Raw genomic sequence first — 13,676 nt, 5'->3', positions numbered from 1 at the left:
TCGATGGCCCTGGCGGCCTAGCGCGCATTCCCACGGGACCACCCCGCAAGAATTCGTGATGCTTCCAGGTTTTTTCCACTCCGCTGTGGCGGGCAATCCGCCCTGGCGTGTATTCAACGGCCATTTTGGCCATGGACGCTTAACCTAATGTCTTCCGTTTCCACTTCCGCCACCGGCGGCGAAAGCTTTGCCGCCCTATTCGCAGAGAGCCTCAAGAACCAGGACATGAAGTCCGGTGAGGTCATCAGCGCCGAAGTCGTACGCATCGACCACAACTTCGTGGTCGTCAACGCCGGCCTGAAGTCCGAAGCTCTCGTTCCGCTGGAAGAGTTCCTCAACGACCAGGGCGAACTCGAAGTCCAGCCCGGCGACTACGTCTCGGTGGCCATCGACTCGCTGGAAAACGGCTACGGCGACACCATCCTGTCGCGTGACCGCGCCAAGCGCCTGTCGGCCTGGCTGCAGCTGGAAACCGCGCTCGAGAACGGCGAGCTGGTCACCGGCACCATCACCGGCAAGGTCAAGGGCGGCCTCACCGTCATGACCAACGGCATCCGCGCGTTCCTGCCGGGCTCGCTGGTCGACCTGCGTCCCGTCAAGGACACGACGCCGTACGAAGGCAAGACCCTCGAATTCAAGGTCATCAAGCTCGACCGCAAGCGCAACAACGTCGTGCTGTCGCGCCGCCAGGTGCTGGAAGCCAGCATGGGCGAAGAGCGCCAGAAGCTGCTCGAAACCCTGCACGAAGGCGCAGTGGTCAAGGGCGTGGTCAAGAACATCACCGACTACGGTGCGTTCGTCGACCTGGGCGGCATCGACGGCCTGCTGCACATCACCGACATGGCATGGCGCCGCGTGCGTCACCCCTCCGAGGTCCTGCAGGTGGGCCAGGAAGTCGAAGCCAAGGTCCTCAAGTTCGACCAGGAAAAGAGCCGCGTCTCGCTGGGCGTCAAGCAGCTGGGCGAAGATCCGTGGGTGGGCCTGGCTCGCCGCTACCCGCAAGGCACCCGCCTGTTCGGCAAGGTCACCAACCTGACCGACTACGGTGCGTTCGTGGAAGTCGAAGCCGGCATCGAAGGCCTGGTGCACGTCTCCGAAATGGACTGGACCAACAAGAACGTCGACCCGCGCAAGGTTGTCACCCTGGGCGAAGAAGTCGAAGTCATGGTCCTGGAAATCGACGAAGACCGCCGCCGCATTTCGCTGGGCATGAAGCAGTGCCGCCAGAACCCGTGGGAAGAGTTCGCCACCAACTTCAAGCGTGGTGACAAGGTCCGCGGCGCCATCAAGTCGATCACCGACTTCGGCGTGTTCGTCGGCCTGCCCGGCGGCATCGACGGCCTGGTGCACCTGTCCGACCTGTCGTGGACGGAAACCGGCGAAGAAGCCGTGCGCAACTTCAAGAAGGGCGACGAACTCGAAGCCGTGGTCCTGGGCATCGACACCGACAAGGAACGCATCTCGCTGGGCATCAAGCAGCTGGAAGGCGATCCCTTCAACAACTTCGTCGCCACGCACGACAAGGGCGCCGTGGTCCCGGGCACGATCAAGTCGGTCGAGCCCAAGGGCGCCGTGATCACCCTGTCGGTCGACGTCGAAGGCTACCTGCGCGCTTCCGAGATCTCCTCGGGCCGCGTCGAAGACGCCACCACCGTGCTGAAGGCCGGCGACAACATCGAAGCCATGATCATCAACATCGACCGCAAGGCGCGTTCGATCCAGCTGTCGATCAAGGCTCGCGACAACGCCGAAACCGCCGAGACCATCCAGCGCATGTCGGATGCCAGCGCTTCGTCGGGCACCACCAACCTGGGCGCCCTGCTGAAGGCCAAGCTGGACCAACAGCGCAACGACGGTTGATAAGTGACCAAGTCGGAGCTGATCGCCGCGCTGGCGGCCCGCTATCCACAGTTGGCCGCCCGCGACACCGACTACGCCGTCAAGACCATGCTTGACGCGATGACCCAGGCCCTGGCCTCGGGTCAGCGCATCGAGATCCGCGGTTTTGGCAGCTTCTCGTTGTCGCAACGGTCTCCCCGGATCGGGCGCAACCCCAAGTCGGGCGAACAAGTGCTGGTACCTGGCAAACAGGTGCCGCACTTCAAGGCCGGCAAAGAACTGCGCGAGCGCGTGGATCTGGTTGCCAGCGAGCGGGACGGCACGGCCAGTGCGGGAACGGCGGACTCCGATCCGCTGCCCTCGGCGCTGGACCTCCATGCCATGCACTGACGCAAGCACGACCGACACGAAGGTTCACCCCACGAAGCCCTCCGATAGGAGGGCTTCTTGCTTTCTGGCCCTCCGACAAGAGGGCTTCTTGCTTTTGGAGACAGCGGACGGGCTTCGGAGGCAGCCGACGGCGTCAGATCACGTCCAACGCTCCGGCATCGAAGTGCCGCAGATTCGGGAACACCAAATCCATATCGGACCGGCTGGCGCCGAACCAGGCTCCCAGCGCGACTCCCAACTGTTCCACCGCGAGCGTAGGCAGCAGCCGCCCGTTGTCCACGAACCCCGGCCCATCCCGGGCGATCTCCGGATGCGTGCCGTAGTACCGACCGCCACGCACCGCGCCGCCCAGCACGAAGTGATGCGAGCCCCAACCGTGGTCCGACCCGTTGCCGTTCGAGCCCAGCGTGCGGCCGAACTCCGAGGCCGTGAACGTGGTGACCTGGTCGGCCACGCCCATCGCCGTCAGCGCTCCCTGGAACGTCGCCAACGCCTGTCCCAGTTCGCGCAGCAGGGCAGGGTGCGTGTCCGCCAGCCCGGTGTGGTTGTCGTAGCCGTTCTGCGAGACGAAGAACACCTGGCGCCGCGCGCCCAGCGCCTGCCGCGCGCCGATGATGCGCGCCACGATCTTCAACTGCTGCGCCAGCGGCGTGCCGAAGTCCCCGGGCACGGCCACGTCCTGCAGGGCGGCGCGCAGCTGCGCGTCGGCGACGATGGACTTCGCGGCGATGCGCGACAGCTCGCTTTCCATCAAGTGCGTGCGCGGCGCGGTGATGAGCTGTCGCAGCAATGCCGTGCAGGCGGTGGAGCCATACATGTCTCGCCGCAGGGGCTCGATCGGGGTCGAGCCCTCGGGGCCGACGCGATAGCCCGTCACGCGGGATCCGGCCAGCAGTACGGTATTGCCGCCCGCGGTGATGCCGGTGAAGCTGCCGCGCACGTTGTCGGCCGCGGCACGGTCGGCCAGCCGTCCGAACCACCCCGAGGCGGCGCCTTCGGGCGCCAGGGCCTGCCAGTACGCCTGCTGGTCGTTGTGCGAGAACAGCTTGGGGGGCAATGGCACGCGCGCGCCGATGTAGTCGCGCTTGCTGGTGGGCCGCACCAGCGGCCCGATGTTGAGCACCACGGCCATCCGCCCTTGGTCGAACAGCGGCTTCAGCGGTGCCAGCGACGGCGCCAGTGCGAACTGCGGTTCGCCGGCAGCCGGACGGCGGCTCTTCAGCGCGGTGGCCGCCAAGGACTCGCGCGGCAGGGCGATGTCGGGGCGCGCCGCGGCGTACGCGCGATGCCAGGCGGGTTCATAAGGAACCACGGTGTTGTAGGGATCGTTGCCGCCATAAAGAAACACGCAGACCAGCGCCTTGTACGAACCCGCCGGCGCCGAGGCCGCTGCCGCCCCGCCCAGCGCGGCCAGGTTCAACGCCAGGGGCGCGGCCAGTCCCGTTGCGCCGAGCGCGGCGGCGCGCAGCAGCAGTGCACGGCGCTCGGCATCCTGTACGGTCTTCATTTCTGCACCAGATATTCAGGGGTGGCGGCGACCAGCATGATGGTCGCGCGCACGCGGTCCAGCGGCCGATCCGGCGGCAGCGTCGCCACCGCCTGTGCGATGAGGGTGGCCGTCTGCGCGCTGAAGGCATCGCCCGCCAGCAGCAGCACGACGCGCGCCACCAGCGCCGCGGGATCGTGCGCCACCGCGACTTCGGCGGCGTAACGCGTCTGAAGATCCTCCCAGCCGCGATCCACATAGATCTCGAGAAAGTTCAGGTAGCCCGCGATGCTGGTCTCGTCGGTGATCTGCAGTTCGGGCGCTGCCAGGCGCCGCTCGGCCAGCGGCGTTGCCGGCGGCACGTACTGGGGCCGGAAGAAATTGAACACGCTGGCCGAACGCATCGGACTCTGGGCCAGCCGTATGGTGTTGTCGGTGGTGTCGGGCATGGTCCACTTGCCGTTGGTGGATTGCGCCCCGAAGGCCCGCGCCCATGCCGCGAAGCGGACGATGGGCTCGCGCACCTTGCCCCACGTGGGCGAGGCCAGATCCGGGAAGCGCGCCTCGCGGTCCAACAGGATTGCGCGCACCACCGCGCGCAGATTGCCGCGCGCGCCCGTGCCGTCGTCATCGAACACCGCGGCGACGCGAGCGACGTACGCAGGGCTGGGATTGCTGGTGACGAGACGCTGGATCAGCTGCCTGCCGATGAACGGTCCGACATTGGGATGCGCGCTCAGCACGTCCATGGCAATAGCCAGCGAGCGATGGCCATCGGTGCCGGCGGGAATCACCGTGCCCAGGAAGCGCTTCTCGGACATCGAGTGCTGCGCGCGGTCCAGCGCCATCGGGCGTCGGTGAAACTCCACATCGGTCTCCGGGCCGTCCAGGTCCCATCCCGTGAACACCTTGGCCAGGCCCTGCACGTCCGCGTTGGTATATGTCTCGACCGGACCGCCTTCGGCCAGGCGGGGCGTGCCGTCCCGCTGCAGCTCGACCAGCCCGATGCTCATCAGCTGCATCACCTCGCGCGCGTAGTTCTCGTCCGGATGGCGGCCGGTAACAGGATCCTCTTTGCGGTTGCCGCGAAACGTCAGCATGCATGCCATGGAGAGATTGCGCGACACGGCGCCGAGCAGGGCGCGATAGCTGCCCAGGGCGTGCTCGGCCAGCAGGTCCATGAAGCCCGCCGCGCCGAACAGCGGCCACGATGCCGTGATTGATGACACGCCCACCACGAAGATCTCCGACAGCGCAAAGGCGACGCGCGTACGCACCTGGTCGGGGGCCGAGATGAACTTGCGCCACAGCGTGGACTCCAGCGGCGCGTTGATGCCGTTGCCCTTGAATTCCTCGGTGTTCTTGCCCTGCGCCACCAGCCAGTCGAAGTGGCTCTGCGAAGGCGGCATGCGCAGCTGCGCGTCCAGCCAGCGGGCATAGCCCTGCGCGACGACCGCCTCGATCTGTGCCGGCGTCGGGCCGAAAGTGGCCTGCGCCAGGAAGCGCGAGGCCTGGCCGGGGGTGGGTTGCGGATAGCGTTCGGGCTCGGTGGCGCCGGCCTTGGAAAGCGGGTCGGGCATGGGCGAAGATTCTGAAAACCTAGGCCCCACGGTATCGAAGCCGCGGGCTTGGTTCAACACCCCCCTACGGACGAAGGGCTCATCCGTAGGCATGACGCCATGTTCATCGGGCGTCGTGGCTTGCGGATGGCGCCTCAGGCCGTCGGCAACGCGCCGTCCAGATACGCCCTGACGTCCACGTGGTCGATCTGTTGCGGAGCCAGGTAGGCCTCGGCATAGCGCCTGTACACGCCCGAACTGAGAAACAGGTCGAACAGGCTGCCGTCGATGTGCCCGCGGGTCTTGAAGCCCGCCAGGATGTGCACGGCCTCGGACAGAGGCTTGGCCTTCTTGTACGGACGGTCGGAGGCCGTCAAGGCCTCGAAGACGTCCGCGATGGCCATGATGCGCGCCGGCACCGACAACTGCTCGGCGCGCAGGCGGCGCGGATAGCCCGTGCCCGTCAACGTCTCGTGGTGCGTGCCCGCGTACTCGGGCACGCGCCGCATGTTGGCCGGCAGCGGCAACTGGTCCAGCATCACGATGGTCTGCGTGATGTGCTCGTTGATCTTGTAGCGTTCCTCGGGCGTCAACGTGCCGCGCTTGATGGAGAGATTGTGCAGCTCGCCGAAGTTGTACAGGTGCTCGGGCACCTCCATGCGGAACCCGTACCGCTCGTCGTGGCGGTCGCGATCTGTGCGGGGCACCACGTGCTCGGGGCGATCCGCCAGCAGTGGCTCGCGCACGGGCAGCGCGGGCGCCGGCACCTGCGCGATGCGCGCCTCCTCGGCATGCGACAGGCCGATCCGGTCGTCGAAATAGCGCAGCCAGGTGCGCTGCCCGATCTGGCGCAACCGTTCGGCGTGGCCATCGGGCATCGACTCTCCGCCGATGTTGCAGCGGGCCACGAACGCGAAGTCGGCCAGCAGCTGGGCGCGCTCCGCGTCGTAGGCCCGCTGCGCCTCGGCGCGGTCGCCGCCGGACAGCAGCGTCTCCAGCCGCCGGATGTCGGCGTCGCGCAGCATCACCTCGAAGCGCGTGCGGATCTCGTGGATGCGGTTGTAGATGGTCTCGAGCTTCGTGGCCTTGTCCACCACGTGCTCGGGCGTCGTCACCTTGCCGCAGTCGTGCAGCCACGTGCCGATGCGGAACTCGCGCCATTCCTCTTCGGTTTCGAAGCGGAAGTCGGCCAGCGGGCCGCTGTCGACCTTGCAGGCTTCCTCGGCCAGCATGCGCGCCAGTTCGGGCACGCGCGCGCAATGCGCGCCGGTGTACGCGCTCTTGGCGTCGATGGCGCCCGCCAGCAGCTGCAGTATCGCGTCCATCAGCTCGCGTTGCGCGGCCACCAGATCCATGTTCTCGAGCGCGATGGCCGATTGCGCCGCCAGCGTCTCGGCATAGCGCACGGTTTCGGCATCGAAACCGGCTGCGCCAGCGGCCGAGCGGCCGTGTTCGGACAGCACCAATACCCCGATGGGCTTGTGGCCGCGCGCGAGCACGGGCACCGCCAGCAGGGCGCTGGGCATGCCGCCCGGCAGCAGCGCCTGCGTGCTCAGGTCGAACTCGTGCACAGTGCTGTCGATGCGCAGCGGACGCTTGTGCGACAGCGCCCATGCGCACGGATCCAGCGCCGCGCCGTCCAGCGGCACATGCAGCGCGGGCGTCGGCCAGTCGTCGTTGCCGGCGTGCACGTGCGCGGCAAGCTGCAGCGTGTCGTCGCGAGTGCACAGCCAGAACTGTCCGGCCCGCGCATGCGACAGGCTGCGCGCGCTATCCAGCGTCTGCTGCAGCACCGTCTCGCGGCTGCGGCGCGAGGCCAGCTGCATGCCGCTGTCCAGCAGCGCCTGCAGATTGACCCGTGCGCGATCCAGTTCCTCGGTGCGTTGGCGGATGGCCGCCTTCATCGTGTGCTGCGCGCGGCCCAGCAGGTCGATCTCGCGGAATATCGAGTGCACGGTGCGGCCGCCGCTGAAGTCCAGGCGCTGGATGCGTTCGGCGTCGGCCGCCAGTGTTTCCAGCGCGCCCGAGATGCGGCGCGCCACGAAGTACGTCAGGGGCAGGAAGATGCACAGCACGGCCAGGCCGAACAGCATCAGGCCGTTGCGCGCATTGTCCACCGCGCCCGTGTACAGGCTCATCGGCGCGAAGGCCACCACGTGGATGGAAGCGGACGGCGTGATCGCCAGCGAGCGGCTGGCGTAGGCCAGCTCGGTGCCGTGCACGTCCACGATCTGCGTGCCGCCGTGGCGGATCATCTCGGCCGCATGCGAAAACATGGGGTTGGCCGAGCGCGCCGCGGGCTGCAGCGAATCCAGCAGCGGCGCATTGAAGTGGCGGCTGGCATGCGCGGCCAGCACGCGGCCGCGGTCATCGGTGATCAGCACGCCGCCTTCGCGGCCCTCGAGCGTCTGCGCGGCGAAGCTTTCCAGGTCGCCCAGCGCGACGTCGGCCCCGAACACGCCGTTGCCGTTGCGCAAGGCGCGGGACAGCGTCAGGCCCAGCCCCTGCAGCGATTCATACACGTAGGGCTCGGTCACATGCAGGCCGGGCGCGGCCAGCGCGCTGTCGTACCAGGGCCGCGAACTGGGCACGTAGGCCGCCTCTTGCGACAGCGCGCCCAACTGCTTCTCGTTGGCCGCGAGGAATCGCCAGTTCTCCAGCCGCGGTTGCCCGCCGTCGGCGGACCCTCCTTCGATGAGCCGGATCGCGAAATGCGTGCCGGCCGGCGCCCGGATCCTGTCGGCGATGCGGGCATCGCCGCGCACGCCGATCACCTGCAGGAACGTGCCGTCGCCGAAACCGTAGTAGACGCTGTAGATATGCGGATTGGTGCGCAGTGTGGCCATCAGCGCGGGCGCCAGCGTGACCTCGTTGACCCTGCCGCCCCGTTCGATCTGCTGCGGCAGCAGCACCGATTGCGCGTCGACCACGCTGCTCATGCTGGCCAGCAGCGCCTGCAGCTGGTCGGCATTGCGCTGCGCGATCAGCGAGAACACCGTGCTGGCGCCGTCTTCCGAGAGACTGCGCAGCTTGGACATGGAAAACACGATCATCACGGCCGTCAGGGCCAGCACGAACGCGCCCAGCAGCATCGTGGGCAGCAGGTGGAAGCGGACTTTCATCGATGATTTCCTACGCGAGGACGCCGCGGCCGATCCGTGCAAAACCCACGCGATCGCAAACGATAGTGTGTTAATTCGACATTATTCGTTACAACGACAGCAGGATTTCGGCACGGAGGCCTGGCGTTGCGCGCGGCAACCAGCGAGGGCGGCGCAGGGGCGGGCGGACCGTCGCGCCGCCTCTGGCCGGCAAGCCCCTGAAGATCGTATCGTCAGGCGGTCTCGATTGCGCTGGCGATGGCCTTTCCAGCCTCGGTGGTGGAGGCCTTGCCGCCCAGGTCGGCCGTGACGTTGCCGTCGACCAGCGTCTTCTCGATGGCGCGCAGGATGGTGTCATGCGCCTCGCGGTACTGGCCCTGGCCGTGGCCCAGGAAGTCCAGCATCATGGCGCCCGACCAGATCATGCCGATCGGATTGGCGATGTTCTTGCCATAGATGTCGGGCGCCGAGCCGTGCACGGGTTCGAACAGCGACGGGAACTTGCGCTCGGGATTCAGGTTGGCCGATGGCGCGATGCCGATGGTGCCGGTGCAGGCCGGGCCCAGGTCGGACAGGATGTCGCCGAACAGGTTCGAGGCCACCACCACGTCGAAGCGTTCCGGGCTCAGCACGAAGCGCGCGGCCAGGATGTCGACGTGATATTTGTCCCAGCGCACGTCGGGATACTGCTGGGCCATGGCTTCGACGCGCTCGTCCCAGTAGGGCATGCTGATCGAGATGCCGTTGGACTTCGTGGCCGAGGTCAGGTGCTTCTTGGGCCGGCTTTGCGCCAGGTCGAAGGCGTACTTCAGGATGCGATCGGTGCCGCGGCGCGTGAAGATCGATTCCTGCACCACGAACTCCTGGTCGGTGCCTTCGAACATGCGTCCGCCGATGGACGAATATTCCCCTTCGGTGTTCTCGCGCACCACGTAGAAATCGATGTCGCCGGGCTTGCGGCCGGCCAGCGGCGAGGGCACGCCGGGCATCAGGCGCACCGGACGCAGGTTCACGTATTCATCGAACTGGCGGCGGAACTTCAGCAGCGAGCCCCACAGCGAGATGTGGTCGGGCACCGTGTCGGGCCAGCCCACCGCGCCGAAGAACAGCGCCTCGCAGTCCTTCAATTGGTCGTACCAGTCGGCGGGCATCATGTCGCCGTGCTTGGCGTAATAGTCGCAACTGGCCCAGTCGATGTGCACCATTTCCAGCGGGATGCCGAACCGTTTGGCCGCGGCTTCGACCGCGCGCACGCCTTCGGGCATGACTTCCTTGCCGATGCCGTCTCCGGGGATGACTGCGATTTTGTGAGCTTTCAAGGCTACCTCTTGTCTTCAGTACGGATGAGAACGCGGGGCGGGCGTACCGTTGCCGCGGCGCGCCGCCGATCGCGTCCATCATAAACTCCCCACCCGGAGCGGGGCGCGGCAGCTTGCGCTTACAATCTAAGTCTCGAATTATTGGGAGCACGCGCCATGCGCTATCTCGTCTGGGCCCTGCGGTTGCTCGTCTTCGTCGCGGTGCTGATGTTCGCACTGAAGAACACGCAGCCGGTAGAAGTCACCTTCTACGCCGATTATGTGGTTCATAACGTGCCGCTTATCGTCGTGATGCTGGCCACCTTCGTGGTAGGCGCCCTGTTCGGTCTGCTGCTCAGCGTGCCGGCCGTCATGCGCCGCCGCCGCGAGGCCATGCGGCTGCGCCGCGAGGTCGAGCGCCTGCAGGCCGCCGCCAACGGCACCGCCACGCCCAATCCGGCCACGGTCGCCCCCGAGTCCGTCGCGCCCATGTCGCCGCTGTAAGGGCCATCCCGGCCGCTTGCCCGATCCTGTTTTCTCGCACGAGCCCGATCCGTGGATTTTGAGCCCTGGTGGTTGATTTTCGTGCCCATGCTGTTCGCATTGGGCTGGCTGGCGGCGCGTTTCGATTTCAGGCAGATGCTGCGGGAAACCCGCACGCTGCCCGATTCGTACTTCCGCGGCCTGAACTTCCTGCTGAACGAGGAGCCCGACCGCGCCATCGACGCCTTCGTCGAGGTGGCCAAGCTCGATCCCGAAACCACCGAACTGCACTTCGCCCTGGGCAGCCTGTTTCGCCGCCGCGGCGAAATGGAGCGCGCCATCCGCGTGCACCAGAGCCTGCTGAACCGTTCCGACCTGCCGGTGGCCGATCGCGAGAACGCGCAGCACGAACTGGCGCAGGACTTTCTCAAGGCCGGCATGCTCGACCGCGCCGAAGCGGCCTTCGGGCAATTGAAGGACACGCGCCACGCCTTGCCGGCGCTGCGCTCGCTGATCCGCATCTACGAATCCGAGCACGACTGGGTGCGCGCCATCGATGCGGTCAAGACCCTGCAGGGTCTGGCCGACGAACCCGTGCCGCAGATCGTGCACTATCACTGCGAACTGGCCCAGGCGGCGCTGGGCACTAAGCCCGCCCCCGATCTCGAGGCGGCACACGCCGCCCTGGACGCTGCCGACAACGCCGCACGCGCGTCCGAGCGCGCCGGTCATCCCGCCCATGGCGGCCGTGTGCGCATCGCCATGCTGCGGGCCAAGCTGGCCGCGCTCGAGAACGACCCGAAGGCCGAGCGCCTGTACCTGGGATCGGTGCTGGCCGAGGCTCCCGAATTCGCGGGCCTGGTCGCCGAGCCGCTGCTGGCCAACTACCGCCAGGCCGGCCAGCAGGAACAGGGCCTCGAAGAACTGCGCAAGCAGTACGTACGCCACGCCTCGCTCGATCTGTTCGACGTGGTGTTCCGCGAACTGCGTGTGCAGCAGGGCGCCGGCCCCGCATGGACCTTCGCCCGCGAGGCGCTGCGGCATCACCCCTCGCTGCTGGGCCTGGACCGCCTGCTCGAGGCCGAACTGGCCACGCCGGCCGACGCCGACACGCCCAAGGATGCCGCCGTGCCGGGCGGCGACCTGAGCCTGCTGCGCAGCCTCATCCACAAACATACCCAGCGGCTGGACCGCTACGCCTGCCGCTCCTGCGGCTTCCAGCCGCGCCGTTTCTATTGGCAGTGCCCCGGTTGCAACGCGTGGGAGACCTACGCGCCGCGCCGCCTGGAAGAGCTTCAATGAGCATGGAATTTCCCACTCAATCCATCACCGGGGCCCGCGTGCTCGTGGTCGGCGACGTCATGCTGGACCGGTACTGGTTCGGCGAAGTCGACCGCATTTCGCCCGAGGCCCCCGTGCCCGTCGTGCGCGTGGCTCGCCGCGAAGACCGCCTGGGCGGCGCGGCCAACGTCGCGCGCAACGTGGCCGCGCTGGGGGCGCAGGCCACCCTGATCGGCGTGGTCGGCGCCGACGAGGCGGGCGACCGTATCGAGCGCCTGGCTTCCGAGGCCGGCGTGCAGGCCGACCTGATCCGTGATGCCGAGCATCCCACCACCCTGAAGATGCGCGTGCTGGGCCGTCAGCAGCAGTTGCTGCGCGTCGATTTCGAACAGCATCCGGCCATTGCGGCCTTGGACGGCATCGACTCGGCCCTGGCCGCTCACGTGGCGCGTCACGACGTCGTGGTGCTGTCCGACTATGCCAAGGGCGCGCTGGACCGCGTATCCGGCCTGATCGCTGCGGCGCGCGCCGCCGGCGTGCCGGTGCTGGTCGATCCCAAGGGAGACGACTATGCGCGCTATCGTGGCGCCACCCTGGTCACGCCTAACCGATCCGAGATGCAGCAGGCAGTTGGACGGTGGAATACCGAGGCCGAGCTGACCGAGCGCGCGCAACGCCTGCGCACGGAACTGGAACTGGAGACGCTGCTGGTCACACGTTCCGAGCAGGGCATGACCCTGTTTACCGATGCCGGGCGCGAGCATGTCGACGCCCAGGCCCACGAGGTATTCGACGTATCTGGCGCGGGCGATACCGTGCTGGCGACGCTGGCGGTGATGCGCGCCGTGGGCCTGCCCTGGCTCGAGGCCATGCGCTGGGCCAACCGCGCCGGCGGCATCGTGGTCGGCAAGCTGGGCACCTCCATCGTCACCGCCGCAGAATTGGCAGGAGAACCGACATGATCATCGTCACCGGCGCCGCCGGCTTCATCGGCAGCAACATCGTGCGCGGCCTGAACCGCCGCGGCATCCATGACATCATCGCCGTCGACGACCTGACCGAGGGCGACAAATTCCGCAACCTGGTGGATTGCAGCGTCGCGGATTATCTGGACAAGGACGACTTCCGCGCGCGCGTGCTGAACGGCTCGCTGCCCGCGCCCCAGGCCGTGTTCCACCAGGGCGCCTGCTCGGACACCACCGAGCGCAACGGGCGCTACATGCTGGACAACAACTACCGCGTCACCCTGGAGCTGTTCGAGTATTGCCAGGCGCGCAAGGTGCCGTTCATCTATGCGTCGTCGGCGGCGGTGTATGGCGGGTCTTCAGTGTATGTGGAAGATCCGGCCAATGAAGGGCCGTTGAACGTGTATGGGTATTCGAAGCTGCTGTTCGACCAGGTGTTGAGGCGGCGCATGGCTGCGGGGTTGGCGTCGCAGGTGGTGGGGTTGCGGTACTTCAACGTATACGGTCCGCATGAACAGCACAAGGGGCGCATGGCTTCCGTGGCGTTCCACAACATGAACCAGTTCCTGGCCGAAGGGCATGTGAGGCTGTTCGCTGGGTGGGACGGGTATGCCGATGGCGGACAGAGCCGGGATTTCATCTCGGTGGAAGACGTGGTCGCCGTCAATCTGCATTTTCTGGATCATCCCGAGACGTCGGGGATATTCAACTGCGGCACCGGCCGCGCGCAGCCGTTCAATGACGTGGCGGCGGCGGTGGTGAATACCTTGCGGATGGAGCAGGGGGATGCGGAACTGCCGCTGGAAGAGCTGGTGAAGGCCGGGTTTATCCGGTATATACCGTTTCCGGAGGATTTGAAGGGTAGGTACCAGAGCTATACTCAGGCCGATGTCAGCAAGCTGCGCGAGGCGGGGTTTGATGCGCCGATGCGGGATGTGCGGACGGGGGTGTCTGAGTATGTGAGGTATTGGCGGGGGAAGGGGTAGAGGCCTTTCGCACGAAATTCAGGGTAGCCACGCTAGTTCGTGGCTATTTTTTTGTCTAGGGCAAGCGTCAAGTGCCGTCCGACTTGCAAGGTTACAGCTCCTCCTGGCGTTTCTAATTGAAATAAAAGATTCACAAAAATCCGGGTGGATTTAGATACATTTAGCTCGGTCGTACGGATTCATCCCGGCAATGGCTATATGCCCGGTGTTGCCTTCAATGGTGTGCGCAAGAGCGAATATTCTGAGGTTGCGCATCGGAGCGTCCCCGGGGAATTGCCGTTCGTCAGA

Annotated in this window: 10 protein-coding genes; 6 read left to right on the top strand and 4 right to left on the bottom strand. The window is 66.7% G+C overall.

Annotated elements, in window-relative coordinates; genetic code table 11:
* Window positions 1-147: 147 nt before the first annotated feature.
* Complete coding sequence (gene rpsA, locus CAL15_RS15970; RefSeq protein WP_086079496.1) at window positions 148-1,860, top strand: 30S ribosomal protein S1; 1,713 nt, start codon at window positions 148-150, stop codon at window positions 1,858-1,860.
* 3 nt (window positions 1,861-1,863) lie between these two features.
* Entirely contained in the window at window positions 1,864-2,229 is a 366-nt protein-coding gene (locus tag CAL15_RS15965) for an integration host factor subunit beta (RefSeq protein ID WP_086079495.1), read from the top strand.
* Between the two features lie 133 nt (window positions 2,230-2,362).
* Here CAL15_RS15965 and CAL15_RS15960 read toward each other — a convergent pair whose 3' ends face one another.
* The 4 genes from CAL15_RS15960 to CAL15_RS15945 form a co-directional block, all read right to left on the bottom strand.
* Window positions 2,363-3,736, bottom strand: coding sequence for a DUF1501 domain-containing protein (locus CAL15_RS15960; protein WP_086079494.1), 1,374 nt, complete (start codon window positions 3,734-3,736; stop codon window positions 2,363-2,365).
* Entirely contained in the window at window positions 3,733-5,295 is a 1,563-nt protein-coding gene (locus CAL15_RS15955) for a DUF1800 domain-containing protein (protein ID WP_086079493.1), read from the bottom strand. The genes CAL15_RS15960 and CAL15_RS15955 overlap by 4 nt, the downstream gene beginning before the upstream one ends.
* A gap of 134 nt (window positions 5,296-5,429) precedes the next feature.
* Entirely contained in the window at window positions 5,430-8,396 is a 2,967-nt protein-coding gene (locus CAL15_RS15950; protein ID WP_086079492.1) for an HD domain-containing phosphohydrolase, read from the bottom strand.
* A 212-nt stretch (window positions 8,397-8,608) separates the two neighbouring features.
* Window positions 8,609-9,694: a tartrate dehydrogenase gene (locus tag CAL15_RS15945; RefSeq protein WP_086079491.1), complete on the bottom strand. Its 1,086-nt coding sequence runs from the start codon at window positions 9,692-9,694 to the stop codon at window positions 8,609-8,611.
* Window positions 9,695-9,850: 156 nt separating this feature from the next.
* Between CAL15_RS15945 and CAL15_RS15940 the strand changes: the two genes are divergently transcribed.
* The 4 genes from CAL15_RS15940 to rfaD are packed head-to-tail and all read left to right on the top strand — an operon-like array spanning window position 9,851 to window position 13,388.
* The gene (locus CAL15_RS15940; RefSeq protein ID WP_086079490.1) at window positions 9,851-10,177 is read left to right on the top strand and encodes a LapA family protein; all 327 of its coding nucleotides are present in this window, start codon (window positions 9,851-9,853) and stop codon (window positions 10,175-10,177) included.
* A 51-nt stretch (window positions 10,178-10,228) separates the two neighbouring features.
* On the top strand, window positions 10,229-11,458 hold the full coding sequence (gene lapB / locus CAL15_RS15935) for a lipopolysaccharide assembly protein LapB (RefSeq protein WP_086079489.1): 1,230 nt from the start codon (window positions 10,229-10,231) through the stop codon (window positions 11,456-11,458).
* A 2-nt stretch (window positions 11,459-11,460) separates the two neighbouring features.
* Window positions 11,461-12,399, top strand: coding sequence for a D-glycero-beta-D-manno-heptose-7-phosphate kinase (rfaE1, locus tag CAL15_RS15930; protein WP_086081135.1), 939 nt, complete (start codon window positions 11,461-11,463; stop codon window positions 12,397-12,399).
* Window positions 12,396-13,388, top strand: a complete 993-nt coding sequence (gene rfaD / locus CAL15_RS15925; protein ID WP_086079488.1) for an ADP-glyceromanno-heptose 6-epimerase — start codon at window positions 12,396-12,398, stop codon at window positions 13,386-13,388. Before rfaE1 ends, rfaD begins: the two co-directional genes overlap by 4 nt.
* The last annotated feature ends 288 nt before the right edge of the window (window positions 13,389-13,676 follow it).

The organism is Bordetella genomosp. 13, assembly GCF_002119665.1.
GTDB lineage: Bacteria > Pseudomonadota > Gammaproteobacteria > Burkholderiales > Burkholderiaceae_B > Bordetella.
The sequence above is the reverse complement of the archived record's forward strand: the minus strand, read 5'-3'. Positions and strand labels throughout refer to the sequence as shown.

What these genes read in the sequence shown, in the direction of transcription:
- CAL15_RS15960 (WP_086079494.1), bottom strand. Translation starts at nt 3,736, where the DNA reads ATGAAGACCGTACAGGATGCCGAGCGCCGTGCACTGCTGCTGCGCGCC.
- rfaE1 (WP_086081135.1), top strand. Translation starts at nt 11,461, where the DNA reads ATGGAATTTCCCACTCAATCCATCACCGGGGCCCGCGTGCTCGTGGTC.
- rpsA (WP_086079496.1), top strand. Translation starts at nt 148, where the DNA reads ATGTCTTCCGTTTCCACTTCCGCCACCGGCGGCGAAAGCTTTGCCGCC.
- CAL15_RS15940 (WP_086079490.1), top strand. Translation starts at nt 9,851, where the DNA reads ATGCGCTATCTCGTCTGGGCCCTGCGGTTGCTCGTCTTCGTCGCGGTG.
- rfaD (WP_086079488.1), top strand. Translation starts at nt 12,396, where the DNA reads ATGATCATCGTCACCGGCGCCGCCGGCTTCATCGGCAGCAACATCGTG.
- CAL15_RS15950 (WP_086079492.1), bottom strand. Translation starts at nt 8,396, where the DNA reads ATGAAAGTCCGCTTCCACCTGCTGCCCACGATGCTGCTGGGCGCGTTC.
- CAL15_RS15955 (WP_086079493.1), bottom strand. Translation starts at nt 5,295, where the DNA reads ATGCCCGACCCGCTTTCCAAGGCCGGCGCCACCGAGCCCGAACGCTAT.